The sequence below is a fragment of the Sorangium sp. So ce185 genome, from assembly GCF_051526825.1.
GTDB classification, from domain to species: Bacteria; Myxococcota_A; Polyangia; order Polyangiales; family Polyangiaceae; genus Sorangium; species Sorangium cellulosum_D.
Window position 1 is genome coordinate 12,931,961 of record NZ_CP150316.1, and the last position, 26,061, is coordinate 12,958,021.

Annotated in this window: 19 protein-coding genes; 5 read left to right on the top strand and 14 right to left on the bottom strand. The window is 69.3% G+C overall.

The window, feature by feature from the left end:
- The first annotated feature begins 31 nt into the window (after positions 1-31).
- From WMF26_RS47770 to WMF26_RS47780, 3 genes are all read left to right on the top strand, one after another.
- Positions 32-1,696, top strand: coding sequence for an FAD-dependent oxidoreductase (locus tag WMF26_RS47770; protein ID WP_437998134.1), 1,665 nt, complete (start codon positions 32-34; stop codon positions 1,694-1,696).
- Positions 1,697-1,872: 176 nt separating this feature from the next.
- On the top strand, positions 1,873-2,895 hold the full coding sequence (locus tag WMF26_RS47775) for a sialate O-acetylesterase (RefSeq protein WP_437998135.1): 1,023 nt from the start codon (positions 1,873-1,875) through the stop codon (positions 2,893-2,895).
- A gap of 184 nt (positions 2,896-3,079) precedes the next feature.
- Positions 3,080-4,582 (top strand): UxaA family hydrolase, encoded by a 1,503-nt coding sequence (locus WMF26_RS47780; RefSeq protein ID WP_437952736.1) that lies wholly within the window; start codon positions 3,080-3,082, stop codon positions 4,580-4,582.
- 2 nt (positions 4,583-4,584) lie between these two features.
- Here WMF26_RS47780 and WMF26_RS47785 read toward each other — a convergent pair whose 3' ends face one another.
- The 4 genes from WMF26_RS47785 to WMF26_RS47800 all read right to left on the bottom strand — a co-directional run bounded on the left by WMF26_RS47785 (position 4,585) and on the right by WMF26_RS47800 (position 9,606).
- The gene (locus tag WMF26_RS47785) at positions 4,585-5,850 is read right to left on the bottom strand and encodes an MFS transporter (RefSeq protein WP_437998136.1); all 1,266 of its coding nucleotides are present in this window, start codon (positions 5,848-5,850) and stop codon (positions 4,585-4,587) included.
- Positions 5,851-6,054: 204 nt separating this feature from the next.
- Positions 6,055-7,185 (bottom strand): mannitol dehydrogenase family protein, encoded by a 1,131-nt coding sequence (locus tag WMF26_RS47790; RefSeq protein ID WP_437998137.1) that lies wholly within the window; start codon positions 7,183-7,185, stop codon positions 6,055-6,057.
- Between the two features lie 120 nt (positions 7,186-7,305).
- A complete protein-coding gene (locus WMF26_RS47795) occupies positions 7,306-8,319 on the bottom strand; it encodes a zinc-binding alcohol dehydrogenase family protein (RefSeq protein ID WP_061628578.1) in 1,014 nt (337 codons plus the stop codon).
- Positions 8,320-8,514: 195 nt separating this feature from the next.
- Complete coding sequence (locus WMF26_RS47800) at positions 8,515-9,606, bottom strand: amidohydrolase family protein (RefSeq protein WP_437998138.1); 1,092 nt, start codon at positions 9,604-9,606, stop codon at positions 8,515-8,517.
- Between the two features lie 295 nt (positions 9,607-9,901).
- Between WMF26_RS47800 and galK the strand changes: the two genes are divergently transcribed.
- Complete coding sequence (gene galK, locus WMF26_RS47805) at positions 9,902-11,014, top strand: galactokinase (RefSeq protein ID WP_437998139.1); 1,113 nt, start codon at positions 9,902-9,904, stop codon at positions 11,012-11,014.
- Between the two features lie 180 nt (positions 11,015-11,194).
- Here the strand turns inward: galK and WMF26_RS47810 are convergent, their stop codons facing one another.
- The 6 genes from WMF26_RS47810 to WMF26_RS47835 form a co-directional block, all read right to left on the bottom strand.
- Positions 11,195-12,187, bottom strand: coding sequence for an NAD-dependent epimerase/dehydratase family protein (locus tag WMF26_RS47810; RefSeq protein WP_437952741.1), 993 nt, complete (start codon positions 12,185-12,187; stop codon positions 11,195-11,197).
- 24 nt (positions 12,188-12,211) lie between these two features.
- Positions 12,212-13,183, bottom strand: coding sequence for an ABC transporter permease subunit (locus tag WMF26_RS47815; RefSeq protein WP_437334639.1), 972 nt, complete (start codon positions 13,181-13,183; stop codon positions 12,212-12,214).
- A 35-nt stretch (positions 13,184-13,218) separates the two neighbouring features.
- Positions 13,219-14,301 (bottom strand): ABC transporter permease, encoded by a 1,083-nt coding sequence (locus WMF26_RS47820; protein ID WP_437998140.1) that lies wholly within the window; start codon positions 14,299-14,301, stop codon positions 13,219-13,221.
- Positions 14,282-15,832, bottom strand: coding sequence for a sugar ABC transporter ATP-binding protein (locus WMF26_RS47825; RefSeq protein WP_437998141.1), 1,551 nt, complete (start codon positions 15,830-15,832; stop codon positions 14,282-14,284). Before WMF26_RS47825 ends, WMF26_RS47820 begins: the two co-directional genes overlap by 20 nt.
- Positions 15,833-15,939: 107 nt before the next feature.
- On the bottom strand, positions 15,940-16,968 hold the full coding sequence (locus tag WMF26_RS47830; protein ID WP_437998142.1) for an ABC transporter substrate-binding protein: 1,029 nt from the start codon (positions 16,966-16,968) through the stop codon (positions 15,940-15,942).
- Between the two features lie 618 nt (positions 16,969-17,586).
- Entirely contained in the window at positions 17,587-17,943 is a 357-nt protein-coding gene (locus tag WMF26_RS47835; protein ID WP_437316569.1) for a hypothetical protein, read from the bottom strand.
- Here WMF26_RS47835 and WMF26_RS47840 point away from each other — a divergent pair.
- On the top strand, positions 17,942-18,805 hold the full coding sequence (locus WMF26_RS47840; RefSeq protein ID WP_437998143.1) for an endo-1,4-beta-xylanase: 864 nt from the start codon (positions 17,942-17,944) through the stop codon (positions 18,803-18,805). The two genes, WMF26_RS47835 and WMF26_RS47840, sit on opposite strands and share 2 nt — an antisense overlap.
- Before the next feature lie 99 nt (positions 18,806-18,904).
- Here the strand turns inward: WMF26_RS47840 and WMF26_RS47845 are convergent, their stop codons facing one another.
- The 4 genes from WMF26_RS47845 to nirB form a co-directional block, all read right to left on the bottom strand.
- Complete coding sequence (locus tag WMF26_RS47845) at positions 18,905-21,142, bottom strand: molybdopterin oxidoreductase family protein (RefSeq protein ID WP_437998144.1); 2,238 nt, start codon at positions 21,140-21,142, stop codon at positions 18,905-18,907.
- Positions 21,142-22,857, bottom strand: coding sequence for a DmsC/YnfH family molybdoenzyme membrane anchor subunit (locus WMF26_RS47850; protein ID WP_437952745.1), 1,716 nt, complete (start codon positions 22,855-22,857; stop codon positions 21,142-21,144). The genes WMF26_RS47845 and WMF26_RS47850 overlap by 1 nt, the downstream gene beginning before the upstream one ends.
- A gap of 134 nt (positions 22,858-22,991) precedes the next feature.
- The gene (nirD, locus tag WMF26_RS47855) at positions 22,992-23,375 is read right to left on the bottom strand and encodes a nitrite reductase small subunit NirD (RefSeq protein WP_437952746.1); all 384 of its coding nucleotides are present in this window, start codon (positions 23,373-23,375) and stop codon (positions 22,992-22,994) included.
- Positions 23,376-23,426: 51 nt separating this feature from the next.
- Entirely contained in the window at positions 23,427-25,967 is a 2,541-nt protein-coding gene (nirB, locus tag WMF26_RS47860) for a nitrite reductase large subunit NirB (protein ID WP_437998145.1), read from the bottom strand.
- Positions 25,968-26,061 lie beyond the last annotated feature (94 nt).

Genomic DNA, 26,061 nt, shown 5'->3' on the forward strand with positions numbered 1-26,061 from the left:
CGCACCGCCACCCTGCGAGCGAGGTGAAGGCATGGAGCACGATCCTACCGAGAGCGAGCCGCCGGTCCCCGTCCTGATCGTCGGCGGAGGCGTCGTCGGCCTGTCGGCCGCGCTGTTCCTGCGCCGTCACGGCGTCGACGTGACGCTGGTCGAGCGCCACGCGGGCACGTCGATCCAGCCGCGCGCGCGCGGCGTGAACGCCCGCACGATGGAGCTCTATCGCGAGCTCGGCCTCGAGCCGGCCATCCGCGAGGCGGGCGCCAAAACACCGATCCACCTGGGCTTCCTCTTCGGCGAGACGCTCGCGCAGGCGATCGACGCGCCGGTCGGCAAGCTCTTGCGCCGGCTCTTCCGCGCGCTGCTCGGGCGCGAGATCGGGCTCGGATCGGCGAGCCCCACGCGCGCCTGCCGGATCACGCAGGATCTGCTCGAGCCGGTGCTCGCGGCCGCCGCCCGCGAGCGCGGCGCGCGCCTGTCGTTCTCGACCGAGCTCGTCTCGTTCGAGCAGGACGACGAGCGCGTGCGCGCCGTGCTGCGCGATCGGGCGACCGGGGCCACGCGGCGCGTCTGCGCGAGCTACCTCGTGGCGGCGGACGGCGCGAGGAGCCCGGTGCGGCAGGCGCTCGGCGTCTCCACGAGCGGCCGCGGATCGCTGGGCCATCTGCTCAACGTCCTCTTCGAGGCCGATCTCGCCGACTTCGTCCGAGATCGGGAGTTCAGCCTCGCGATCGTCCACCACCCCGAGGTGCGCGGCCTCTTCGCCGCCATCGACAACCGCGCGCGCTGGGTGTTCCACCTCGTGTACGACCCCGCGCGCGAGTCGCCGAAGGACTACCCGCCCGAGCGCTGCGCCTCGCTCGTGCGAAAGGCGCTCGGCGCGGGCGAGGTGCCGATCCGGGTCGAGAGCGTTTTGCCGTGGGAGTCGGCGTCTCGCGTCGCCGATCGTTACCGGGTCGGGCGCGTCTTCCTCGCGGGGGACGCCGCGCACCTCATGCCTCCGTGGGGCGGCATGGGCGCGAACACCGGAGTCGCCGACGCTCACGATCTCGCGTGGAAGCTCGCGTTGGTGCTCCGCGGCGAGGCGCGCCCCGCCCTGCTCGACACGTACGAAGCGGAGCGCCGGCCCGTCGCCGTCGTGGCGGCGGAGGACTCGGCGAACAACGCCGACGAGCAGGGCCTCATGGCGCGCGCCGCGTTCTCGAAGACGCTGGGCCTCGATCGCCGCTCGATCTGGGGGCGCCTGACCGGCCGGACGCCGCCGAGCCCGGGGCGCTGGCACAAGCTCCTCGGCGTCGGGTATCGATATGGATCCGCGGCGATCACGGCGGATGGGCGCGCGGCGCGCTTCCGGCTCGACGGCCGCCCGGGCACGCGAATGCCGCACGCGTGGATCGCGCGCGACGGAGAGCGGGAGTCGACGCTGGACCTGATCGACGGGCGCTTCACGCTGATCGCCGGGCGCGAGGCCGCGGCGTGGGGCGAGGCGGCGCGCGCGATCGGGGCGACCATCGACGTGCTGCGCGCGGGGATCGATTTCGAGGACGAGCGCGACCGCTGGCAGCGGCTCGCGGGGATCGGGCGGCGCGGGGCGCTGCTGGTGCGACCCGATGGCGTGGTGGCGTGGCGGGCACGGGGCGAGGAGCAGGACGCAGCGTCGGTGTTGAGAGGCGCGCTCGCGCGGGCGCTCGGGGGGTAGCGCCCTCGCGCGGCGGGCATCTCGGCTCGCCGAGGAGCGCCCCCAGCGCGGCCAGGCGCCCGCTCGACGCCGGTGCGCCGTTTGGAATTGACATCGTTATTGTTAACGTTAACATAACACGCCGGGCCGCTGCTTCGGCTTCGCCCAGGACGCGGGTCTGCCGGGAAAATTCTCTTATGAAAAGCATGCTTCGATGTTCGCCCGGGCTCATCCCCTCGTGCGTCGCGTTCTCGCTGATCGGGGCCCTTGCCTGTAGTGAAGCGGACGTCTCGGCCGGAGCGACCGGAGCCGCGGGCACCGGCGGGGCTGGCGCGACGAGCGGCGCCTCTGTCGGCGCTGGCTCCGGGTCCACCTCGGCGGCGGGCACAGGGTCGGGCGGCGCGCCTTCCGAGGCCGCGTCCTCGGCGTCCGCGGGCGGCGGGGGAGGCGGAGAGGCCTCGGGGACTGGCGGCGCGGGCGGCGCGGGCGGCGCGAGCAGCAGCGCAGGGCCGGCCGAGCCCGTGTTTCACGTGTTCCTCCTCCTCGGGCAATCGAACATGGCCGGGTACCCGAAGGCCTCGAACGCGGACAAGATGGAGAATCCCCGCATCAAGGTCCTCGGCTTCGACGACTGCGCCGCGACCGGGCGTGTCGAAGGCGAGTGGGACATCGCTGCCCCGCCGCTCCACGAGTGCTGGAACGGAGCGATCGGGCCCGGCGACTACTTCGCCAAGACCATCCTCGACCGCTACCCCGCTCAGGACAGCATTGGCCTCGTCCCGTCCGCCCTCAGCGGGGAGAAGGTGGAGACGTTCATGAAGGCGGGGGGGAGCAAGTGGAACTGGATCCTGTCGCGCGCGAAGGCGGCGCAGGAGGCCGGGGGTGTGATCGAAGGGATCTTGTTCCATCAAGGCGAGTCGAACTGCGGCGACCCGGCGTGGCCCGGCAAGGTGAAGACGTTCATCTCGGATCTGCGCGCGGACCTCGGCCTCGGCGACGTGCCGTTCCTCGCGGGGGAGCTCCTCTACTCGGGGTCGTGCGCGAGGCACAACTCGCTCGTCGGCCAGCTCCCAGGGCTGGTCGCCAACGCCCACGTCGTCTCGGCGGAAGGGCTCGCCATCGATCCTGCCGACACGTGGAATCTCCACTTCGGCCACGACGCGCTGGTCACCCTGGGCACCCGCTACGCCGAGAAGATGATCGGCGTCCTGGGTCTCTGAGCGCGGATTCGAGAGTTCACATGAAGGCGGGAAGGCAGGAAGATGTTTGAGCTTTATCTTCCCGCCTTCCCGCCTTCATGTTCAATATGAATTTTGAGCACTGCCCGACGGCGCGGGCATCCTCGTCCCTCTCGGCGCTCGCGCGTGCGGCGCCGCGCGGGTTTGGCGCGCCGATGACACACCGATGACCAGGGGTGATATGAGCTTGGCAGCCTCCCTGTTGCGGATCGATCCCCGAGACGATGTGGCCGTCGCCGTGCGCGGCCTGGCCGCCGGCGATCCGGTGGCCGAGGCGATCACCGCCCGCGCCGACATCCCGGCCGGGCACAAGGTGGCGCTGCGCGCGGTGGCCGCCGGCGAGCCGGTGCGGAAGTACGGTTGGCCGATCGGGCGGGCGACCGCGGACATCCAGCCGGGCGACCACGTGCACACGCACAACCTGGCCACCGCGCTCTCCGGCCTCGACACCTACACCTACGAGCCCACGAGCCCGGAGCCCCTCTCCGCGACCGAAGACCGCACCTTCCTGGGTTACCGGCGGAAGAACGGGCGGGTGGGCACCCGCAACGAGATCTGGATCCTGTCGACGGTGGGCTGCGTCGCGCGCACCGCGCAGAAGGTGGCCGCCGAGGCGGACAAGCGCTTCAAGGGCCGCGTGGACGGGGTCTACGCCTTGACCCATCCTTACGGCTGCTCGCAGCTCGGGGGCGACCTCGACGCGACCCGCCGGATGACCGCGGCCCTGGCTGGCCACCCCAACGCGGGCGGCGCGCTGATCATCGGCCTGGGCTGCGAGAACAACCAGCTCGGCGTGCTCCTCGAGAGCGCCCCGCAGCTCGATCGCGAGCGCCTGCGGTCCTTCGACGCCCAGGCGGCCGAGGATGAGCTCGAAGCGGGCCTCGAGGCCGTCGAAGCGCTGGTCAGGGTCGCCGAGCAGGACCGCCGCGAGCCCTGCCCCGTCTCCGACCTGGTGATCGGCCTCAAATGCGGCGGCTCGGACGGCTTCTCGGGGCTGACCGCCAACCCGCTCGTGGGCCGCATCGCCGACAAGGTCTGCGCCGCCGGCGGCTCGGCCATCCTCACCGAGATCCCCGAGATCTTCGGCGCCGAGCGCCTGCTCATGGCCCGCGCCGAGAGCGAGGGGGTCTATGCCGACGTCGTCGGCGTGGTGAACGACTTCAAGCGCTATTTCATCGCTCACGGCGAGCCGGTGTCGGAGAACCCCTCGCCCGGCAACGTCGCCGGCGGCATCACCACGCTGGAGGAGAAGTCTCTCGGCGCGGTGCAGAAGGCCGGCCGCGCCCGGGTGTCCGAGGTGGTCCGCTACGGCGGCCAGATCCGCGGGGAGCCGGGCGTGGCGCTGCTGGAGGCCCCCGGCAACGACGCTGTCTCGTCCACGGCGCTCGCCGCCGCCGGCGCGACGGTGATCCTCTTCACCACCGGCCGGGGCACGCCGCTCGGGTTTCCCGTGCCGACCCTCAAGCTCGCCACGAACTCCAGCCTCGCCCAGCGCAAGCAGCGCTGGATCGACTTCGACGCCGGCCGCGTCGCCTCGGGAGAATCGATGGACGCGGCCGCCGGCGCGCTGATGGACTTGGTGCTGGCCACCGCCTCGGGCCGGAGTACCCGCGCCGAGGAGAACGAAGAGCGCGAGATCGCGCTCTGGAAGCGGGGCGTCACCCTCTGAGGCTAGGCCGCCTCGCGGCGCTCGACGTCGAGCTGGAGCGGCTCGATCTTGCCGACGATGACGAGGTAGCTGAACGCGCCGAGCAGGCAGAAGCCGCCCGCCACGACGAGCGGGATCGTGAACGAGCCTTTGGTCAGCGAGACCATCGCGCCCGTGAACGTCGTGATGACGATGCCGGCCAGGTTCGACGCGAAGTTCTGGATGCCGCCGATGGAAGCCACGTGGCGCGGCGTGGGCGCGACGTCGCCGGGGAGCGACCAGACGCTGGCGCCGGCGAACGCGAGGCTCGCGTACGAGACGCCGAAGAAGATGAGCATCAGCGTGATGTCGGACGTCAGCGCCGACAGCGTGATCGCCGACGACATCAGCATGCCGCCGACCATGCAGGTCTTGCGCGCGGCGGTGAGGCTGAAGCCGCGGCGATAGAGCGCGTCGGAGACGAAGCCGCCGATCCAGCCGCCCGGGATCGCCATCAGCGCGGGGATCATGCCGAGCGTGCCGAGCGCCTTGAGCGAGAAGCCGCGCGTCTGCACGAGGTAGCTCGGGAACCACGTGATGAAGAAGTAGTTGGTGAAGTTGAGGCAGAAGAAGCCGAGCATCATGCCCCAGAGCGTGCGGTGGCGGAAGAGCGACGCCCACGTCACGCCGCCTGGCGCGTCCTTGGCGGGCGCCGGGTGGACGACGTCGGTCTCACCCGTCATGTCGCCGTGCGCGGGGCCGCGGTAGATGACGACCCACCCGAGGATCCACACCGCGCCGAGCAAGCCCGTGATGATGAAGGCCGCCTTCCATCCGAGCGTGTCGACGATAAGGGCGACGAGGGGGATCGACAGCGCCGAGCCGACGCGCGCGCCGCTGTCGAAGATGCCCGTCGCGAGGGCGCGCTCGCGCGGCTTGAACCACTGGCTCACGAGCTTCGCGCAGGCCGGGTACGCGCCGGCCTCGCCGGCGCCGAGCAAGAGCCGGCAGCCGAACATCCCCGCGACGCTCGACGCGCCGGCCGTCGCCGCGGTGAAGAGCGACCACCAGCCGACGGCGAACGGCAGCGCGCTGCGCGCCCCCACGCGGTCGATGAACCAGCCGAACGGCATCTGCATGAGCGCGTAGGTCCAGAAGAAGCCGCTCATGATGAGCCCCATCTGGGCAGGGCCGATGCCGAGCGCCTTCTCGATCTGGGGCGCCGCGACCGCCAGGTTGGCGCGATCGATGTAGTTGAGGGCGACGGCGAGAAAGCACAGCAAAAGCACGACCCAACGCATCTTCCTCATCTGCATGTCTCCCTGGGTAGCGGTTCTGTTCGCGCAATCGGCAGGTCTCGCGCGCTGTCCGCCGGGCGGCGCCGCCTCGCGGTACGTTGCGCGCGCGCGGACCCACGGCAACGGCGCCGGGCTCGTGGGGCCCTCCGCGTCGCGAGGGCGGCGGCGCGCGCGGTCGGCCTGCCGCGCGAGCTCGCCTGCGGCAGCCTCACGGGCTCATGCGGGCACGCTCGCGCGGAGCGACCGGTGCAGCCGGGGCTGCTCGATCTTCAAGTCGAGCTCGCGCGCGAGATCGATCACGGGGGCGAAGCGCCGCCGCTTCTTCTCGCCGTGGTTCTTCGAGATTTCGGACAGCCGGTGATCGAGGAACGGGTTCTCGAAGCGATCGCGCACCTCGTCGAGGTACGCGCGCGCGGCGGCGCTCTTGCCGAGCGCGTCGAAGACGGGCAGCACCTCGTCGCGCCACAGCGCCTCGAGGTCGGCGCGCAGGGCCCGATCGCGCATCGCGCTGCGCGTGTTCTCGTCGGCGGGGCGCCCGTCCGTCTGCCAGCGCTCGGCGAGGTAGGTGTGCCCGAGGTTCAAGAGCAGCAGCTTCAGGCGTTCGTAATGGGGCAGGTCGTCCGTCACGATCATCGCCTCATGCTGGCACGGCAGCACCATGCCCTCGCGCCGCTCGATCGCCCAGAGCGCGTAGGGCTCGGCGATCGCGCCGACGGGGCGGATCGGCTCGGAGACGATCCGGTCGACGAGCGAGTTCACCCAGATGCACGTGTGCTTGATATAGCGCAGGAAGGCGGCGTCGGCGCCCCACCGGCGCGCGACGCCGACGACCAGCGCGCGCAGCGTGTCGCCGTTGTTCGACACGAGCTCGCAAGGCAGCAGCGTGAGCGGCGCGGCGCCCGCCTCGAAGCGCGCGCGCAGCAGGACGACGAGCTTCGCGGCGAACCCGCGCGGCGCGCGAGCGCCGGGCGCGAGCGACGCCTCCGTGTCCTCGTGGAAACAGGCGTATCCGCTGTCGCTCGTGTTCGAGAGCACGACGCGCGCGTCGCGCGCGAAGCGCTCGAGCACGAGCGGCCAGTCGGTGTTCGCGTCGAGCGCCTCCGTGATCGAGCTGCACTCGATCGTCGTATCGACGACCTCATCGCGGCGCAGCCCGCGGATCCGCACGGGGTAGCGCGCCCGCGCGCGCAGCGCGTCGACGCGCGCGCGGCTCTCGGGGTTCGACGTGGTCTGCACCACCGTGACCGTCCCGAGCGCGTCGCCGGCGCCGAGCGCCTCCGAGATGAAGAGGTCCGCATGAGCCTGGAGGAACCGGCTCGTGCCGAATTGAAGGATCGGATTGCCCATGTCAGCCCTCCGGCGGCTCACGATGAGGGGATGTTAAAAGTCGCTGCTCGTCCTCGAGCGGAGGCGTTCGGACCGTCGTCGTCCGAAATCCGCTCGGGGAACGCGCCGAGCCGCGCGCGCTCACGACAGGCCGACCATGATCTTGGCCGTTCGACCGGGGTAGGCTGCCCAGTCGGCGAGCGCCTCGGGCACGCCTTCGATGGGGATCGTCTTCGAGATCAGGAGGTTCGGGTCGAACGTGCGCCGCTCGAAGAAGGCGATCACGTCCGAGAACTCGCCCATGCAGTTGCGCGACCCGAGGATGTCGAGCTCCTTCATCACGAACAGCTTGGTCTCGTAGCTCACCGGCTCTTTGCCGTACCCGATGTACACGACGCGACCGCAGAACTTCACCCACTCCACGGCGTCGCGGTACGTCGCGACCGCGCCCACGGCCTCGATCACGACGTCCGGGCCGTCGCCGTTCGTCAGGTCCATGACGCGCTCGCGCGCGTCGGCGTTCGCCTGCACCGCCTCACGCGCGCCGAGCGCCCTGGCGAGCCCGAGCTTCTCCTCCTGCGTGTCGAACGCGATCACGCGCGCGCCGCGGCTCACCGCGCCGGCGATGGCGCCGAGCCCCACGCCGCCGCAGCCCATCACGAGGACGGTCTCCTCGGCCTCGACGCGCCCCCGCGCCGCCGCGTGAAAGCCGACGGAGAACGGCTCGACGAGCGCGAGCTCGGTGAGGCTCAGCCTCCGTGACGTGAACAGCTTCTGGTACGGCACGGCCACGAGCTCGGTGAGCGCGCCGTCGCGCTGAACGCCCATGGTCTTGTTGTTCCGGCAGGCGTTGCGCCGCCCCGCGGAGCACGAGGGGCACACGCCGCACGCCGTGTACGGCGTGAACGTGACGTCGGCGCCGACGCGCCAGTCCGCCTCGACGCCGGAGCCGAGCTCCACGATCGTGCCGGCCACCTCGTGACCCAGCACCCGGGGGTACGTGACCATCGGGTTCTTTCCCAGGAACGTGTTCAGGTCGGAGCCGCACAGGCCGACCCGCTGCACGCGGACCAACACTTGATCGTGCGCCGGCCTGGGCTCGCTGATCTGGGTCACCTGTGCGACCGACGGGCCGGTGATCGTCAGGGCTTTCATGCTGTCATCACCTCGCGGAGCGACCTCGTTCACTCGCGGCTCTCACGGCGCGCTCCGACGCCGGGCCGCTTCGTTCGGCGAGAAAAGTACATGGCCGCGTCGAACGGCCGGATCCGCAGCGACGCGGCGTCGCTCTACGACCCGTGACCGGGGCGGCGGCCGCCGCCACCGCCGTGGCGCTCGGGACGCCGCTGTTCAGGGCCGGCGCGCATAGAACTTCTGCGCGTTCGTGTACATGACCTTGTCGCGCACTCCCTGACCGAGCTCCTTGAGGTAAACCTCGGCGATCGCGATCTCCGACGCCAGGCTGCCGCCCATGTCGACCACGGGCCAGTTGCTGCCCCAGATCAGCCGGTCTTCGCCGAAGGCGTTCATCAGCACGTCGAAGTGCGCCTTGTACGCCGCGAGGTCGGTCGGCGCGCTCCAGGGATCGTCCTCGGTGGCGGCCGGATTGTACATGTCGAAGAACGACGAGAATTTGATGTAGATGTTCGGGTGCTTGGCCAGCCGCTGCATCGCGTCGACCCAGGCCGGATCCGGCGTCGCGCCCTTCGCGCCCGCCAGGTGGTCGATGATGATGCGGAGCTTGGGCACCGCGGTCGCGAGCGCCTCGACCTTGTCCTTCGGGTTCAAGGCGCCGCGGCTGATGATGTCGAGCGTCATGCCCTTGGCCGCGAGCTCCTCCAGCGAGGCGAGCTGCTTCTCGTCGAGCGTCAGCTTCGGGCTCCAGAGGAAGCCGCGAATGCCGACCACGCGCGGGTCCGCGGCGAGGCGGGCCAGATCGGCGCTGAAGGTCGGCGAGCCGATCTCGAGCTGCGCGACGAGGAACTTGAAGAAGCCGTTGCCCTTCATCATCTCGAGGACCTTGAAGTTGTCCTCGACGACGGGGCTGGCCTCGACGACGCCGGTGCCGACGATGCCGTTCTGCATCGCGATGGCCTGGTATTCGTCGGGCAGCACGTCGCGGTAGATCGGCTTCTGCTTGGCTTCCGGCCAAACGACGCCGCCTGGCCGCGTGACCTGGTAGAGATGGATGTGCGTGTCGAGGATCGGGCCGCGCTGCTGCGCCGGCGCGGTGAGCGGGGCCGCCGCTCTGCTCGTGTCGTCCGCGCTCTCGGGCGGCGGGGCGGTGGTCGAGGAGGACGACGCGCACGCCGCGAGCGGCGAGAGCACCGTCATCAGGCACAACCTGGCGACGGTGGTCCTGATGCTCGTGAGCGCGCTCAGGTGGAGCCTTTCGGAACCGGCGGCGGACCCGATCCCGACGGCGATGATGCCGGTACGCATGACAATCCCCTCAGGGCAAAGCCGAAGTACGAGAGCTATATGTTAACGTTAACATTCAAGATGTCAACATCGATCCGTTCGTCCGCCCGACGAGCCTGGGCGGCTCCCTGGCGATGAGCGATGAGGTGAGCCCACGAGGGTGGTGTCAGCACACGAATGCGGCCGCGGGGGCCTGGAGATCGGTAGATCGCGTAGAATAAGAATGTTCTATCGATCCGGGCACGTCTGGCGGTCGAAGCTTGACGTCCCGGATACGTTTGGGTTTCCTTCTCCGCGTGAACACGGGAGCGCCGCGATGACGATGAAGGAGCAAAGCTTCGAGGCCGCCTTCGGCCGCCCGGCGAAGGTCGTGGCCGAGGCGCCGGGGCGCGTGAACCTCATCGGCGAGCACACCGATTACAGCGGCGGGTACGTGCTGCCGACGGCGATCCCGCAGAAGACGCGTATCGAGATGGCGCCGCGGGGCGACGGGCTCGTCCAGGTCGCCACCACGAGCGTGAACCGCGGCGGCCAGCGCTGGTTCCGCGTCGGCGAGGAGTCGCGCGGCGGCCTGTGGCTCGACTACGTGCAGGGCATCACCGCCGTCCTCCGCGGCCGGGGCGTGTCGATCTCGGGCTTCGACGCGAGGATAGAGTCGTCGGTGCCGCTCGGCAGCGGCCTGTCGTCGAGCGCCTCGCTGCTCGTCGCGCTCGCCCGCGCCCTGCGGCAGATGCTCGACCTCTCCATCGACGACGTGGAGATCGCCCGCATCGCCCACGCGGCGGAGCACGACTTCGTGGGCGCGCCCGTCGGGAACATGGATCAGATGGCCGCGAGCCTCGCCGACGAGCACACGGCGCTGTTCATCGACACGAGGACGCTCGCGTTCGAGCGCATCCCGCTGCCCGCCGAGGCCGAGCTGCTCGTCGTGAACTCGGGGGTGGCGCACCAGCACGCGAGCGGCGACTACAAGACGCGGCGCGCGGAGTGCGAGCGCGCCGCGGCCCTGCTCGGCGTGCCGCAGCTCCGGGACGTCGATGCGGCCGCCGAGCAGCGCATCGCGTCGCTGCCGGCGCCGCTCGACCGGCGCGCGCGCCACGTGGTGACCGAGAACGCCCGGGTGCTCGCCGCCGTGGCCGCCCTCCGCGCCGGGGATCTCGGCCGTTTGGGCGAGCTCTTCGACGCGTCGCACCGGTCGATGCGCGACGATTTCGAGGTGTCGGTGCCGGCGGTCGACGCGCTGGTGGAGAGCGCGCGGGCGCAGCCGGACGTCTTCGGCGCCCGGCTGACCGGCGGCGGCTTCGGCGGCTCGATCGTGGCCCTGGTGAAGCGCGGCTGCGCGGCACAGGTGGGCCGGGCCGTCGTCGAGGCCTACGGGCGAACGCCGGGGCGCCAGGCGACGGTGCTGGTGGGAGAGCCCGCCTCGTGACAGCGCGCTACGGCGCCGCGGCCGCTGGCGAGCGCACGGCGCGAAGCCTCGGCTCGGCGGCAGTGCTCAAAATTGAACATGAAGGCGGGAAGGCGGGAAGAAAAGATCAATGATCTTCTCGCCTTCATGTGAACTATCTCCGGGCAACTTTGAGCACCACCGGCCCGGCCGCGGGGCTCGTCAACCGGGATACCAGGTGATCCGCGGGTCCTCGGGCGCGCGCACGTGGTCGAAGGCGGCGTCCGTGAGCCGCGCCAGGTCGTACTGCGGCCGCCAGCCGAGCAGGAACTTCGCCTTTGTGTTGTCCAGCCAGGTCGAGCGGTACGGCGTCTTCACCCTCACGCTCGGCAGGCCCCGCGTGGCCTCCAGGTAACGCGCCAGCTCACCGTAATCCACCGGCTCATCCATGCAGATGTTGAAGGTCTGCTGGCGAGCCTTCTCGTGGTCGATGGCCTTGAGGATCGCGGCGACCAGGTCCTCCACATGCACGAAGTTGCGCTTCACCGGCGCGCCGTCAGGGTCGAGCATCACGGGGACGGCGCCCGAGCGGACGTAGCCCTCTGCCGCCTGGGCGCCGACCAGATCGCGCCACCTCGGCCCTCCGAACACGTCGTCACCGAAGGAGAGCTGCGCCTTGAAGTCGTCCTTCTCCATGATCCACGGCGCGCGCAGGCAGCATCCGTTCAGACCATACTGGATGTAGTACTGCTCGAGCATGACCTCCTCGAGCACCTTGGACAGGGCGTAACAGCCCGGGTAGGCGCTGTGCTTCTGCGCCTCCGTGACCGGGACGGGGTGCGGGTAAAAGAAGTGGCCCATCCCGGCGTCGCCCCCGATCAGGATGAACTGCTCGAACGTGGGGCTGACGCGGCACGCCTCGAGCAGCCAGAACATGCCCTTGATGGCCACGTCCATGATGCTCTCGGGGGTCTCCTTGCAGGTCGCCAGGTGCAGCACGTGGGTCACGCCCTCCACGGCCTCGTCGACCACGGCCCTGCTCTCGATGGACCCGCGCACCACCTCCATGCGCGCCGTCGGCTGCAGCATGCGGTTATGGCACAGCGCGCGGACCTTCCATCCCTCGAACCCGGGGTCGGACAGGAACCTGCGGATGAACGTCTGGCCGACCTTGCCCGTCGCCCCGGCGACAAGGATTCGCTTCGTCTCGCCCATTCTATCGCTCCTCGCTCTCCTGCATCATCGATGAGACCGCGCTTCGCCACCCCTGGCCGCGGGGGCCGAGCGGATCAGGAGCTGCTGCATGACGATGAAGCCGAGCAGCAGCAGCCCGATGCTGATGTGGTGCCACGGCGACGGCAGCCGCCCATCCAGGTTGATCACCGCCCGCACGATGCCCGTGATCATCACGCCCATCGCGGTGCCGACGACGCTGCCAGCACCCCCGGTCAGCAGCGTCCCGCCGATCACCACCGAGGCGATGGCCTCGAGCTCCAGCCCGGCGCCGATGTTCGGCTTCCCCGCGCTGTCGATCAGCGCCGTGGTGACCCCGCCGAGGCCCGCGCACAGACCGCTGAGCGCGTACAGGGCCACCGTCGTGGCGCCCAGCGGCACCCCCATGAGCAGCGCGGCCTGCCTGTCCCCGCCCATGGCCAGGACGTTCCGGCCGAAGCTCGTGCTGCGGTGAAGGACCACGCCGAGCGCGAGGACGATCAAGAACAGGAGCGCCGTCGCCGGGACCCAGGTCCGGCCGAGGCCCGGGATCATCGCCGTGAAGCCGAGCTCATCGACGATCCAGTCGAGCGCGGGATGATCGACGGCGATGGGCTGCATGCTGACGAGGAACGCCGCGCCGCGCGCGAAGAACATGCCCGCGAGCGTCACCAGGAACGGGGGCAACGAGAACTCGTGGATCAGGTACCCCGTGGCCGCGCCGAGCGAGACCGCCACCGCGAGGCCGACACAGAACGCGAGCAGCGGATGACAACCGCCTGTTATCAGCGTGCCCACGACGACCGTCGTCAGCGCGACGACGGACCCGACCGAGAGATCGATGCCCCCCGACAGGATGACGAACGTCATGCCCACCGCGCAGATGCCCATCGCCGCGTTCCCCTTGATCAGGTCGACCAGGAAGCGCAGGCTGCGCGCCGACTCGTAACCGACCAGCACCCCCGCGTAGAGCGCGACCAGGAGGACCGCAGTCGCCACGAGCGGCACATCTCGCCGATCCAAGCTCCGCATCGCTATTTCCCCCGCTTGAGCCCGAGCAGCGCCATGAGCCGCCGGCGCGACTCCTCCGAGACGAGCAGGCAGCTCACCAGCATCACGCCGGCCTTGGGCATCGGCTCGATCTCCGAGGGGACGTGCTGGATGTACATCGTGGTGGAGAGCGTCTGGATGAGCAATGCTCCGATCAGCGTGCCGCCCAGGTAGAAGCGCCCGCCGGTGAGCGCCGTACCGCCGATCACCGCGGCGAAGATGGCGTCGAGCTCCCGCAGGCGCCCCACGCGGTCGGGATCGGCCGTGGAGATGTACGAGGCGGCCACGAGCCCGGCGATGCCGGCGCACAGGCCGGAGAACCCGTACAGCCAGAGCTTGATGCGGCGGTCGCTGACACCCGCGAGCCGGCTCGCGCGCTCGCTGTCGCCGATCGCCTCCATGAACAGGCCGAGCGCCGTCTTCCGGCAGAGCAGCGCGGCGACGACGAACACGGCCGCTACCAGCAGCATGGAGAACGGCAAGCCGCCGACGTGACCGTTGCCGATGAACGCGAACGTCGCGTCCACGTGCGTCACGGGCTCGGCGCGGGTGATGAGCATGGCGACGCCGCGAACGCCGACCATGCTGATCAAGGTCACGACGATGGGCTGGATGTTCAGCGACGTCACCAGCGCGCCGTTGAACAAGCCGACGCCGCCGGCGACCAGCAAGGACAAGAGCGCCGCGACGAGCGGCCCGTGGCCGGCGTCCTTCATCAGGATGACGCAGGTGGCGCCGGAGAGCGCCATGACCGAGCCGACCGACAGGTCGATGCCCCGGACGGCGATCACCAGGGTCAGGCCGATGGCGAGGAGCATCACCTCCGCGCCCTGGTTGAGCAGGTTGATGGGTGTCCCGTAATACGCCCCGTCGCGCTCGACGATGGAGAAGAAGTTCTTGGACAGGAAGAAATTGAACAGGAGGAGCGCCAGGAGGCCGAGCAAGGGCCAGGCTTCGCGGCGCCCGCGCCTGAGCAGCAGGGCGCCGGCGGCGGCGGTGAAGAGGATGATCCCGACGCCCGTGGGGCTCGCGTTCGTGCGCGCGGCTTCAGCGATCTTCTCGAGCATCGCGCGGCGCCTCCTTGTGCTGTGCAATGGCCTGGATGATCGACGAAGGGGTCACCGACGCTCCCGCGAGCTCCCCCTGCTGCTTGCGGTCCCTCAGGACCACCACCCTGGAGCAGTTGCGCGCGATCTCCTCGAGCTCGGACGAGATCAAGAGCGTGGCGACCCCCTTCTCGCCGAGCGACCTCACCAGCGCCTCGATCTCCAGCTTGGCGCCGATGTCCACGCCGCGCGTGGGCTCGTCGAGCAACATGACCCGTGGCTGCATGGCCATCCAGCGCGCGAGCAGCACCTTCTGCTGATTGCCGCCCGAGAGCAGCTTGACGGGCGTCTCCGGGGACGGCGTCTTGATGCTCAGCGCCTTGATGTAGTGCTGGACCAGGCGATCCTGCTCGCTCCGCGGGAGCACCCGCAGCGCCCCGCGGGAGGCCTGCAAGGCCAGCACGAGGTTCTCTCGCACGGAGAGGTTCGGGACGATGCCCTCCACCTTCCGGTCTTCCGGGCAGTACGCGAGCCCCGCCCGGATCGCGCGCCGCGGCGTCTTGATCTCGATCCCGCGGCGGTCCACCGCGAGCTCGCCGCGATCGGCCGGCTCGATGCCGAAGAGCATCCTCGCGGTCTCGCTCCGGCCCGAGCCGAGCAGCCCCGCCAGCCCCACCACCTCGCCGGGCCGCAGCGCGAGATCGATCGGCCCGACGACCCCCTTCCGCTCGAGGCCGCGCGCGGCGAGCACCGGCTCCGCGGCGCTCGCGTCCTCTCCCTCGCCGGCGGGGCTGCCCTTCGCGGGCTTCTCCTCGTCGCCGAGCTCCACGCCGAGCATCGCCTGGACGAGCGAGAGGCGCGGCAGCGCGCTGCTCGCGTATTGCCCGACCAGGCAGCCGTTCCGGAGCACCGTGATCGTGTCGCTGACGGCGTAGACCTGATCCAGGAAGTGGGTCACGAAGAGCACCGCCAGCCCCTGCGCCTTCAGCCTCTGCATCACGTCGAAGAGCCGCTCCGTCTCCGCTTCGTCCAGGCTGGAGGTGGGCTCATCGAGGATCAGGAGCCGGGCGTCGACGGCGAGCGCGCGGGCGATCGCGACCATCTGCTGCAGCGCGGTGGAGAGCGACGCGACCGATCGCGACACGTCGAGGTCCAGCGAGAGGCGCGCGAGGGCCTGACGCGCCTTCGCGCGGACGGCGCGCTGGTCGATGAGGCCGAAGCGCCGGGGCTGCCGGCCCAGCATGATGTTGTCCGCGATGGAGAGGTGCGGGATGAGGCTGATCTCCTGGTGCACCGCGCTGATCCCCAGCGACTCCGCGTGGCGGGGGGAGGTCGGCCGGATCGACGTCCCGTCGAGCCGCAAGGCCCCCGCGTCCGGGAGATACACCCCGGTGAGCAGCTTGATCAGCGTCGACTTGCCGGCGCCGTTCTCCCCCATCAGCGCCTGGATCTCGCCCGCGTGCGCCTCGAGGTGAACGTCGTGCAGCGCGCGAACGCCGGGGAAGGATTTGCTGAGGCCCTCGACGGAGAGCAACGCTTTCGGACCAGGCATGCGGCTGCTACTCCGTGGGTGAGGGCCGCTCGACCAGAGGGCTCACGTGCGTGGGGGTGCTCGCGCCGCCGCCTCAGGGCGCCGGCGCCGGCTCCTCTTCCGTGGGTTCAGTAGGCCCGCGAGCCGATGGTCGCCGCCGCCTGCTCGCGCTCGAAGACCTGGCCAGGGACGACCGTGCGCTTCGGCACCGCCTCGCCGCGCACGATCTTCTCGATGGTGTCGAAGAGCAGGGGGCCGTGCAGCGGGTTGCACTCGACCGTCGCGTTCAGCTTCCCCTCCATCATGGCCTCGAAGGCCGGCTTCACGGCGTCGACCGAGACCACCACGATGTCCTGCCCGGGCTTCAACCCCGCCGCCTGGATCGCCTGGATCGCGCCGAGCGCCATGTCGTCGTTGTGGGCGTAGACGGCGTTGATCTCCCCCTTGTGGGCCGAGAGCAGCGTCTCCATCACGGCTTTGCCCTTGGTGCGCGTGAAGTCGCCGCTCTGGCTCGCGATGACCTTCATGTCCGGGTGCTTCGCGATGGCCTCGGCGAAGCCGGCCTTGCGCATCACCGCCACGTCCGCCGCCGGCGTGCCGACCAGCTCGATGATGTTCGCCTTGCCGTTCGTCTGCTTCGCGAGCCACTCGCCCGCCCGGCGCCCCTCCCAGACGAAGTCCGCGACCATCACCGTCGCGTACAGATCTTCTTCGGCGTCCACGCCCCGGCTCGTGAGCACCACCGGGATCCCGGCGCGCTTGGCCTCCTTCAGCGTCGGCTTCCAGCCCACGGACTCTTGCGGCGCGATGACGATGACGTCGACGCCCTTGGTGATGAACCCGTTGACGGCGTTGACCTGGTTGTTGTGCACGTTCTGGCCGTCGGCGAAGAGGAGCTGCACGCCGCGCTTCTCGGCTTCCTCCTGGATCGACTTGCTGTGCGCGATCCTCCACGAGCTCTCGGCGCCGGTCTGCGAGAAGCCGACGACGATCTCGGACAGCTTCTTCGGCTTCTTTCCCGCGGGCTCGGTGCCGGATGCCGGCTTCGGCGCGGCGCTGTCGGCCTCGCTCTCCCCGCGGGAGCAGCCGGCGCCGATGGAGAGTGCGCCCAAGATGGCCAGGAGCGCCCTCCGTGACACGTGGTTCTGGCGGTGCATGCTATTCTCCCTTCCTGCTGTCCCTTCGGACGCGGTTCGATGGCCGGCCCAGCGCGGGCGCCGATGCATCGCTGTCGATGCAGCCCTCGGGGCCGAAGGGCCCGGGCGCACGCGAGTCTACCCAGCGCGAAGCGAAAGGATACCAGAAACCGTTGTGAACGTTAACATGGCTGATGTCAACCAAAATGGATCGGCCGCGCCGAGGGCGCCGCCGCGCTCGGATGACCCGCTGACCCGCGCCGCTCTCGCGCCGATCTAACGCGCCCCCCGAGCAGCCCCCTCGTGACGCGCCGCTCCGGAGGAGCCCCACCAGTCGCCGGTGTCCGGGCACACCGACTAGGCACACCGACTAAGTAAATAGTGTTGACTTAGTCTTTGTGATCGTTAACATCTCAAATCGTCCTTAAGGCTTTCTCAGCAGGGCCGTTATGCGAACCGGGAATTTTCTGGATCGGTCGCGGTGTCGACTCCGTTCGTTCGGCCGCCGCCGACGCGCGCGACACCTCGCTCGCCGACGCAGCGGTCAGGCCCTACCCGCGCCGGGCACACGAGCGCTGGTGCGATTGGCACGCGCACCGGCACCGTTCTAATCCGACTGCCCTGAAAATACTGCGCGTATCAAAAACTTACCCAATCACTGAAGGGGAAGTCCAACGTGAACAAGAACCGCTCTTCTCGATGGCTTTGCAACTCGGCCTGGATCGCGCTCGGAATCGCGGCGCTCGCTGCCTGCGGTGATGGAGGCGATGGGGGTGGCGACGGCGGCGGCGGCGGCGCGGGGGCGGCGGGCAGCACCGGCACCACCACCAGCGCCAGCACGACCTCCAGCGCGAGCACGACAGGCGCGAGCACGACAAGCGCGAGCACGACCAGCGCGAGCACGACCAGCGCCGGCACCGGCGGGTCGAACGAGGGCGGCGGCGGTTCGGACGCCTCGAGCACCACCTCGACCGGGACGGGCGTCCCCGAGCCCATGGGGAAGTTCGTCGGCAACATCACGACCAACGGCAACGTGCGCGACGGCTTCGCCAAGTACTGGAACCAGATCACGCCCGAGAACGAGGGCAAGTGGGGCTCCGTCGAGAGGTCCCGCGGGAACAGGGACTGGAGCGCGCTCGACCGGATCTACAAGTACGCCCAGGACAACAACATCATCTTCAAGCACCACGTCTTCGTGTGGGGCGCCCAGCAGCCCGACTGGGTGGGTCGCCTCTCCGCGGGGGAGCAGCAGGCGGCCGTGCGGGACTGGATGAAGGCGTTCTGCGAGCGCTACCCCAAGACGAAGTACATCGACGTCGTCAACGAGCCGCCGCCCCACACCACGCCCTCGTACAAGAACGGCATCGGCGGCGACGGCGCCAGCGGCTGGGACTGGATCGTGAACTCCTTCAAGTGGGCGCGCGAGTTCTGTCCGAACGCGGTCCTGATCCTCAACGACTACAACAACATCGAATACGAGAACGACCACAACAACTTCATGCGGATCGCGAGGGCCGTCATCGGCGCTGGCGCCCCGGTCGACGCGCTCGGCGCGCAGGCCCACGACGCGTACAAGATCAACACCAACACGGTGAAGGGCTACATCGACAAGATGGCCTCTCTGGGCAAGCCCGTGTACATCACCGAGTACGACATCGGCCTCGGGGACGACAACCAGCAGAAGCGGGTGATGGAGGAGCAGTTCACGATGTTCTGGAATCACCCCTCGGTCCCGGGCATCACCCTGTGGGGCTACATCGTCGGCGCCACCTGGCGGGACAACACCGGCCTCCAGCACCCGGACGGCAGGCTGCGTCCGGCCATGCAGTGGCTGATGGACTTCCTGGACCGCGGTTGACGCCGCGCTGACGCGGTCTCGCGTCGGGGGCGCCGCGTGAGGCCGCCCCCCGGGCGTCGAGCTCCCTCCACGGGAGCCGGGTAGATCCACGAGACCCCTCTACCCGCGATCCTCCTCGCGACGCACCTTCACCGCGCACGCCTTGTACGACGGCTGCCTCGAGTACTGATCGAACGCCGGAAACGTCAGCTTGTTCGTGATCTCGTAGTGCATCGGGATGAAGATCTCCCCCGGCTGCACCGAGTTCGTGACGAACGCCCGCGCCTTGATCTCCGCGCGGCGCGACGCGATGACCACCCACTCGTTCATCTCGACGCCGAGCTTCTTCGCGTCGACCGGGCTCACCTCGGCGTAGATCTCCTTCGGATAGAGCCGCTGCAGCACCGCCGACTTCTTGGTCCGCGTCTGCGTGTGCCACTGGCTGGAGCTCCCTCGCCCGGTGAGCAGCGTGAACGGATACTGCTCGTCGGTCGGCTCCGGCAGCTGCCGCGGCGCCTGGAACGCGAACTTCGCCCTCTGGTCCGGCCGGTAGAACGCGCCGTCCTCGAACAGCCGCCGCTCGTTCGCCTCGAACGACGCCCCCTCGGGGTACGGCCACTGGATGCCGCCCCGCTCGTCGATCATCGCGTAGTCCTCGATCCCCGTGATGTCGCACGGCTGCCCCTTCGAGAGCCGCTTCAGGATCTGGAAGACCGCCTCCGGGCTCTTCCACTCCTTGAACAGATCGCCGCACCCCCAGTACTGCGCGACGAGCTGGAAGATGTGGAAGTCGGCCAGCGCCTGCCCCGGCGCCCGCGCGACCTTCTTCACGAGGCCGATGCGCCGCTCCGAGTTGATGAACGTGCCCTCCTTCTCGGCCCACGAGGCCGCCGGCAGCACGAGGTGGGCGCGCTCCGCCGTCTCGGTCGTGGCGTACATGTCCTGCACCACGAGGAACTCCAGGCGGCCGAGCAGCTCGTGCAGGTCCTCCTGGTTGATCCACGAGTGGGCCGGGTTCGTCGCGATGATCCAGAGGCCCTTGATCTTCCCCTTCAGGATGCCTTCGATGATCTGATCGTACGCCAGGCTGTTCCGGGTCGGGATGACCTCCTCCGGGACGCCGAGGATCCCGGCGATCTTCTTCCGGTGCTCCTCCTTCGTGAAGTCGTGGCCGGCGAACAGGCCCGTCGTGTTGCTGAACATCCGCGAGCCCATCGCGTTGCACTGGCCCGTGATGGAGTTCGCCCCGGTCCCGGGCCGCCCGATGTTCCCCGTCATCAGCGCGAGGTTGATGAGCGACTGCGCGACCCGCACGCCCTCGTGGCTCTGGTTGACGCCCATGGTCCACCAGAACGACACCCGCTTCCCGCTATGGATCGTCTCCGCGAACGTCGCGAGCTGCTCCTCGCCGATCCCCGTCGCCGCGGCGACCCGCGCCGGGGTGAACTCCTCGACGTGCGCCTTGAACTGCTCGAATTCGACCGTGTGCGCGTCGATGAACTCCCGGTCGATCCACCCGCGCTCGATGAGGATGTGCGCGATGCCGTAGAACAGCGTCAGATCCGACTTCGGCTTCAGCGCATAATGCGCTGTCGCCGCCATCGCCGTCTCGGTCTTGCGCGGATCCACGACGAGGATCGCCGGACGGTTCTTGTTCTTGCACAGCCGCTCCCACATGATCGGGTGGGCGATGCAGAGGTTCGAGCCGACGAGCACCACGACGTCGGACTCCTCGAAATCGCGGTACGTGTAGGGCGGCGCGTCGAACCCGAACGACTCCTTGTAGGCGACCACCGCCGTCGCCATGCACTGCCGGGTGTTGCCGTCCCCGTGCAGCATGCCCATCCCGAACTTCGCCAGCGCCCCGAGGAAGGCCATCTCCTCGGTGACGATCTGCCCCGTGCTGATGAAGGCGACCGACTCCTTGCCGTGCGCCTCCTGGATCGCCTTGAACCGGTCGACGAACGTGCGCAGCGCGACGTCCCACTCCACCCGCTCCAGCTTCCCGCGGGCGTTCCTGAGGAGCGGCGCGGTGGCGCGGTCGCTCGCCCGGAGCGGCGTGAGCGCCTCCCAGCCCTTCGGGCACGCCATCCCGAGGTTGACCGGATAGTCGGTGTTCGGAGAGAGGTTGATCGCCTCGCCGTCCTTGAGGTGGACGTTCAGCCCGCACCCGGTCGAGCAGAAGCCGCACACGACCGTGGTCGTCTGATCGGGCTTCAGCCGCGCGGGCACCCGCCCGAGGCCGAACTCGCCGGGGGTGAGCAAGAGGTCGCGCGTGAGCGGCCCGTTCCGCTGGAGGAGCAGGTTGTCCGCCTTCTTGGGCTCCGCTTCCGTCTTCTTGGCGTCGGGGGTGGTCATCAGGAGAGCCCTCCGGGCATCTTGGACGCGGGCGCGGCGGCGAAGAAGAGGTACCGCTCGAGGAACTCGCCCGCGAGGCAGAACAAGAAGGCCACGACCGCCATGGCCATCAGGACCTCGGAGCTGACGCCGCTGTTCGGCGCCGAGAAGAGGCTGAGCGCCGGCAGGACGATGCCGCCGAGCGCGCCGCAGGCGAACCGCCAGCCCGTCGCGCCCTTCAGCTCCCCCGTCATCAGGATCGCGCTCCGCTTGAGCGTCGAGTGGCTCCGCTTGCGGAGGTGCCGGAACATCGAGAGCTCCACGAGCAGCTTGAGCCCCATCGCCACGCACAGGAACCCGCTCAGCGCGCGGAAGCCGCCGGTCAGGAGCAGCGCCGCGTGCTCGTCGCTGAGGAGCAGCGCCACCATCAGGACCGTCGAGCTCCCGAGCACGGCCGCCGTGCTCGCGAACTTGAAGCCCGTGAGGCCGCCGCTCCAGTGGTCTCGCTGGGTCGCCGCGTACACCATCACCGAGCAGAACACGCCGAGCATCCCGCTCAGCGCGACCGCGTAGGACAGCGGCGTCTGCAGCTGGCCGAGCGGCGAGAGCGGCGCGAGCGCCGGGATCGAGGGCACCCAGAACGAGGCGGCGTAGGCCGTCCCGGCGCCCGCGAAGAGCGAGAACCCGAGGATCTCCCGGCTGAGCCACGACGTCTTGAGCCCGAGGAACGCCCGGAACGCGAACTGCGGCCGGCCCAGGTGGAGGAGGCTCGCGCCCAGCGCGGCGAGCCCGAAGACGAGCGCGAAGGTGGCGCTGTGGCCGCCGAAGCCCCGCGTCGCCTGCGCGCCGAGGAGCTCGTTCAGGGCGAGGCTCACGCAGAACGCGCCGACCGAGAGCTGCGTGAGCACGAGCATCGCGACGAGCGGAGGGTGGGAGTGCTCCCGGCTCACCTGGTAGAAGTCCGCGGGGAGCATGTTCCGCGGGAGCGATTTCTTCGTCTTGTAGCTGGTCGTCGGGATCGTGATCTCCGGCGCCGCCGCCCCCGGCAGGAAGACGTTGGTCTGGCTCTCCTGCACGGCCTGCGCCTGATCGACCACCGTGATGCGGATGGCGCCGTTCGGGCACGACTGCACGCACGCCGGGGCCTCGTCGTTGGCCAGCCGGTCGCTGCACATGTCGCACTTGCGCACGATCCCCCGCTCCGCGTTGAACTTCGGAGCGTCGTAGGGGCACATCAGGATGCAGTACTGGCAGCCGATGCACTGATCATCGAGGTGCTTGACGATGCCGGTGACCGGGTCCTTCTCGTAGGCCTTGACCGGACAGCCCGACATGCACGCCGGGTCCAGGCAGTGGTGGCACGCCGTGGTCACGCTCTGCTGCGCCGGCGTCTGGGGCGTGCCGCCGTGGAGGAGCCCGACCGAGCGCCACACCTCGTCCTCGTCGAGGCCGTTCAGGCTGTGGCACGCGGTGACGCACGCCTTGCACGCGGTGCAGGCGTCCAGATCGACCTCGAAGGCGTACTGCTGCCCGGGCTTCGGCTTCTCGAACGGGATGAGGTCGCGGTAATACTTGGACTGGGCCGGGAGCGCGTGCTCCTCGTGCAGCTTGGAGAACCGCTCGACCGCCGTGAGCTTCTGCTGGTCGGCGAGGAGCGCCTGGAGCAGGTTCTTGTTGCTGTCCTGGATCTTCGGCGGCGAGTTGACGATGGGCAAACGAAAGTGAGTGTCCGACACCTTTGCAACGCTCATCGAGATTCCCTGTCTACCCGGCGCGGAAGCCCAGCCCGGAGAATTCCAAGAGACACAGAGACAGCGGCGGCGTGCCCGTCGCGAAGCGGAGCGCGGCGCTGCCCAAGAAGCCCATCGGGTCAGCTCGCCACGCCGCGCGGCTGCGCCGCGTCCAGGACCTCGACGCGCCCGCCCCGGATCCGGGTGGGATACACGGGGACGCGCACGGTCGGGTCGTCGAGGCACTGGCCCGTGCGCAGGTCGAAGTTCTGCTTGTAGATGGGCGAGGCGATCTTGGGGACGCCCCCCTTGTCGCCGACGATCCCGCGGGAGAGGACGAACGCCTTGCTGAACGGGTCGAAGTTGCTGATGGCGTAGATCTCCTCGCCCTCGCCGACCCGGACGACGGCGACCTGGCGCTTCCCCACGAGCGCGCAGACCCCCGTGTTCGGGATGATGTCCTCGACCCCGCAGACCTCGACCCAGCCCTGGCCCGCGCCCTCGCTTCTAGGCGATTCCGACATGTGCAGCTCGTTCATGGCGATTTCCCTCGGAAGAGGCCCCTCGGCCCGCGGTCAGATCATCTCCTCGACGAGCGTCGACTTTTCCTTCCAGGCCGCGGGGCGGTGCTGCGCCCGCTCGCTGACGAAGACGATGCTCCGGTCGGGCTCGCCGGCGTTCACGAACGGGCGGAACTGCTTGAGCTTCTCGGGATCGGAGACCGCGGCCTTCCACTCGCACTCGTAGGTCGCGATGAGGTGGGCCATCTCCTTCTCGAGCTCCTCGCAGATCCCGAGCGAGTCCTCGATGATGACCTGGCGGAGGTAATCCATGCCGCCCTCGAGGTTGTTGAACCACGTGGCCGTGCGCTGGAGCCGGTCCGCCGTGCGGATGTAGAACATCAAGAACCGGTCGAGGTACTTGATGAGCGTCGCCTCGTCGAGATCCGCGGCGAAGAGCTGGGCGTGCTGCGGCTTCATCCCGCCGTTGCCGCAGAGGTAGAGGTTGTAGCCCTTCTCCGTCGCGATGATCCCGAAGTCCTTGCTCTGCGCCTCGGCGCACTCGCGCGCGCAGCCGGACACCGCGGACTTCAGCTTGTGCGGGCTGCGCAGCCCCTTGTAGCGGTTCTCGACCGCGACCGCGAAGCCCACCGAGTCCTGCACGCCGTAGCGGCACCAGGTGCTGCCCACGCACGACTTCACGGTGCGGAGCGCCTTGCCGTAGGCGTGCCCCGACTCGAAGCCGGCCGCGATGAGCTCGCTCCAGATGTCGGGCAGCTGCTCCAGCCGCGCCCCGAACAGGTCGACGCGCTGGCCGCCCGTGATCTTCGAGTACAGGTTGTACTTCTTCGCGACCTGCCCGAGGGCGATGAGCTGATCGGGCGTGATCTCGCCGGCCGCCACGCGCGGCACCACCGAGTAGGTGCCGTCCCGCTGGACGTTGGCCAGGAAGCGATCGTTCGTGTCCTGGAGCGGGAGGTGCTTCTTGTTCAGGATGTGCTCGTTCCACGTCGAGGCGAGGATCGAGGCCACCGCCGGCTTGCAGATCTCGCACCCCTTGCCCTTGCCGTGGCGCTCGATGAGGTCGTCGAAGGTCTTGATCGCGTGGACCCGGACGAGGTGATAGAGCTCCTGCCGCGAGTAGTTGAAGTGCTCGCAGATGTAGTTGGTGACCGCGACGCCGGCCTTCTTGAGCTCCTTCTTGAGGATGTCGGTGATCAGCGTGGTGCACGAGCCGCAGCCGGTGCCCGCCTTGGTGTGCCCCTTGATGGCGGCGAGCGTGACGTGCTTGTCGTCGCAGATGGCCGAGCAGATCGCCTTCTTCGTGACGTTGAGGCACGAGCAGATCGTCGCGGTGTCGGGCAGCGCCTCGACCCCGAAGCCCGCCGGCTTCGCGCCCTCGCGCGCCGTGACGATGAGGTCCTCGGGGTTCGGCGGCAGGACGATCTTGTTCTGCACGAGCTGGAGCAGCTGCCCGTAGTTCGAGGCGTCGCCGACCAGGATGCCGCCGAGGAGGTGCTTGCCGTCCGAGCTGACGACGAGCTTCTTGTAGACGTTCGAGGTCGCGTTCATGAAGCTGACCACGCGCGCGCCCGGCTGCGCCGCGAACGCGTCGCCGAAGCTCGCGACGTCCACGCCCATCAGCTTGAGCTTGGTGCTCATGTCGAAGCCGGCGAAGGTCTCCTTGCCGCCGGTGAGGGCGTCGGCCGCGACCTTGGCCATGTGGTAGCCGGGCGCCACCAGGCCGTAGAGCTGGCCTTGATAGCTCGCGCACTCGCCGATCGCGTAGATGTCCGGATCGGACGTCTGACAGCGCTCGTTGATGACCACGCCGCCGCGGCTGCCGATCGCGAGGTCGCACGCCCTGGCGAGCTCGTCCCGCGGCCGGATGCCGGCGGAGAAGACGATCATGTCGGTCGCGAGGTCGGTCTGGTCGGCGAAGAGCATCCGCGCCACGCGGCCGTGCTCCGCGACGATCTCCGTGGTCGAGGTGTTCGTGTGCACGTGGACGCCGAGCGACTCGATCTTCCGGCGGAGGATCGCCCCGCCGGCGTCGTCGACCTGGAGGGCCATCAGGCGCGGGGCGAACTCCACGACGTGGACCTCGAGCCCCATGTTCTTGAGCGCGTTGGCCGCCTCCAGCCCGAGCAGGCCGCCGCCGATGACCGTGCCGACCTTCGCGCCCTTCGCGTGGGCCGCCATGGCCTCGAGGTCCTCGATCGTGCGGTAGACGAAGCAGCCCTTCGTGTCCTTGCCCTTGATGGGCGGCACGAACGGGTACGAGCCCGTGGCGAGGATGAGCTTGTCGTAATAGACCGTCTTCCCCTTCGCGGAGGTCACGGCCTTCTTGCGGCGGTCGATCGATACGGCCTTGTCGCCCAGGTGGACCTGAATCCCCGCCTCCTCGTAGAGGCCGGGCTTCACCATCGAGAGGTCGTCGGCCGATTTTCCGCTGAAGAAGGCGGACAGGTTCACCCGATCATAGGCGAGCCGGGGCTCCTCGCAGAAGGTCGTGATGTTCCATTCGCGCAGGAACCCACCGAGGACCATGTTCTCGATGAGCTTGTGCCCGACCATGCCGTTGCCGATGACGAGGAGGTCCTTCTTCTTGCTCATGCAAACCCACCTTTGGACCCGGTGAGTCACCCTCACCGTCACTGCCGTACTGCCGTCCGAGCGCGGCGCAGGCCGTAGTCTCGGACAGGATCTT